This is a genomic window from Bradyrhizobium sp. UFLA05-153 (assembly GCF_054185185.1).
Window position 1 is genome coordinate 1 of record NZ_JBBIAM010000281.1, and the last position, 2,591, is coordinate 2,591.

2 protein-coding genes are annotated in these 2,591 nt (G+C 60.4%); both read left to right on the forward strand.

The annotated features are described in order from the left end of the window. Nucleotides 1-141 precede the first annotated feature (141 nt). Nucleotides 142-1,331, forward strand: a protein-coding gene (locus Q2941_RS51255; RefSeq protein ID WP_458197496.1) for an IS3 family transposase whose coding sequence is annotated in 2 segments (ribosomal slippage) — nt 142-391 and nt 391-1,331 — 1,191 coding nt in all. Because the reading frame shifts where the segments join, the coding sequence is not laid out codon by codon here. A gap of 203 nt (nt 1,332-1,534) precedes the next feature. Further along, nucleotides 1,535-1,768 (forward strand): hypothetical protein, encoded by a 234-nt coding sequence (locus Q2941_RS51260; protein WP_458197497.1) that lies wholly within the window; start codon nt 1,535-1,537, stop codon nt 1,766-1,768. Nucleotides 1,769-2,591 lie beyond the last annotated feature (823 nt).

The window sequence follows — 2,591 nt, forward strand, 5'->3', positions numbered from 1 at the left end:
GCGGTTTTGCTTTGAGACTGCTGAAGCCAAACAAGCGTTTGCGTCAATCTGCGAAAACTTCGCTGTTGCTTGCACGGTGACCTTGCCCCACGGGCTTAATCCAGTTTGAAGTTCGCTCTGGCCTACGCCGAGGACCGGAGCATGAAGCGCAGCCGCTTTACGGAAGAACAGATCATCGGGATTTTGAAGGAGCACGAGGCCGGCGTTCCGGTTGCCGATCTGTGCCGTAAGCATGGTGTGAGCGACGCCAGCATCTACAAATGGAAGGCAAAATTCGGCGGGATGGAAGTCTCGGAGGCCAAGCGGCTGAAGGCGCTGGAGGATGAGAACAGCCGGTTGAAGCGGCTTTTGGCTGACGCCATGCTGGACAATGCGGCCTTGAAAGACCTCCTGGGAAAGAAGTGGTGACGCCCGCGGCCAAGCGGAAGGCTGTCGCGCATCTAGTAGACACCCACGGGATGAGCGAACGGCGGGCGTGTAAAGCCATCGGCTGCTGCCGCATGACTATGAGATACCGGACGACCCGGGTGGATGATGCTGGCCTTCGGCAGCGGATGAAGGCGATCGCCCAGGAGCGCCGTCGCTTCGGCTATCGGCGCCTGCATGTTCTGCTCAAGCGGGAGGGCTATCTGGTCAACCACAAGAAGCTGTTCCGGCTCTATCGGGAGGAGAAGCTTGCGGTGCGCCGCCGCGGCGGTCGCAAGCGCGCAATTGGCACCCGAGCTCCAATGACGGTGCCGATGGCGCCGAACGACCGCTGGTCGCTCGACTTCGTGTCGGATCAGCTCACCGACGGCCGCCGCTTCCGCGTCCTGACTGTGGTCGATGACTGTACCCGCGAGTGCCTGGCGCTGGTGGCTGATACCTCGCTCTCGGGCAGCCGGGTGGCACGGGAGCTGGACCGGCTTGTGATCGAGCGCGGCAAGCCGAAGATGGTGGTCAGCGACAACGGTAGCGAGCTGACCAGCAACGCTATCCTGACATGGGCGGATCAGAGCCGGGTTGCATGGCACTACATCGCGCCGGGCAAGCCCATGCAGAACGCCTTCATCGAGAGCTTCAACGGTCGGCTGCGGGATGAACTGCTGAACGAGACGCTGTTCACGTCGCTGGCTCAGGCTCGCGTCGCGCTCGGATGCTGGCGTGCCGATTACAACGGCACACGACCGCACTCGCAGCTCGGATGGAAAACGCCCTCCGAGTTCGCCTTCACCTATCACCCGCGCCGGGATCTGGCGCTGCGCTATGCCGATGGCTCCGCGCCAGCTCCCGTCGCTCCCACCACCCAACCGGGCAAATCCAATGGCCCGAGCGAACTCAGGACTGGATAAAACTTGGGGGCAAGGTCAACGGAAGCGTAGCGAGCAGAGAAGCAGACCTGTGAACCGGCGGCCCCTTGACTATTAGCTGACTATTAGCGCAGCGCCATCATGGCGCGGCGCAAATCTTCGGCGATCTTGCCTAAATTCGGCTCCCGCGGGCGCTATCCAAGATTCGCATCCTGGCGATAGCCACGTCCCCGATTGGCGCTCGCTTGATCGCCCGGCTCGACGATCGATCTTTCTCCGCACAGGAACAAACACAATGCCCGAGAAGTTGTGCCTCTATGGGAGCTGTGAAGCAAATCCGTAAACAGGCTGTCGTGGCCGAACGGGCGGCCGCCCGAACGGCCGACGCCTTTGTAGCCGATCAGATGAAGTCATTGGCCGACGCATTCCGGGCTCAGGCTGACACCATGAAGAAAAACAAGAAAAAGAAGAAGAAATGAGTTTTACTATCAAAGGCAGATGCAAGCACGGCGAGCTGGCGCATCGCAGGAGTACGCCCGAAGCGGCACTCAAGAAAGCCTGGGAGCTCGCCAAAGCAGGCTGCTACGACGTACACATTGTAACCCCGGAAGGTCGAGACTACGCCGCTCAAGAGTTCGGCGACCTTCCTCGATCCCCTATCGCGCGGCGACCCAGTCAACGTGCCCTGGCCCGTTGACACGCGGCTGGCTCGAACTGCACGAGAGCGGCACCTATGTGCGGCTCTTGAATGCACGAGCCGCCAACTGAGGCGGGCTTACCAGCCATTCCTTTGGGCCTGATTGGCAAGCCTGCCAGCGCTCCGCAATCTCAAGAAGCAGTTCCTTGGCCTCTTTGTCGTTAACGGCCATCGCCTCGGCCTCTCGCGCTCCGCGACGATATTCGTCTAGTTTGGGGTGACATGCGCGGCAACCGCCTCGGTTCATAGAGGTAGCTCGTTGCCCCCTGCCCTTATGAGGCCCGCCAGCGTGAACGGCGAGCCTCCGTGCGATCTACGCCGCCAGTTTTCATCTTAAACACATGACAGCGACCACTTCTTGGTGTCTTCGGCTGCAGACGATTTGGACGGCATGCTGCCAGTGCCGGGAATCAGACACTCCGGAACGAGGGCCTCATACTTTTGTTTAGTCGTTCAGGGTAACAAAAGGAAAAAGGTTATGATCGCTGTCAGAGAAGTTATGATCTTGGGCGCTATACTCGCATTCAACGCCAGCTCCGCAAATGCAGGTCCCTGCAACACCGCGAGCCGCGATGCGGGATCGGGAAACGTGCCCGGCTACACCG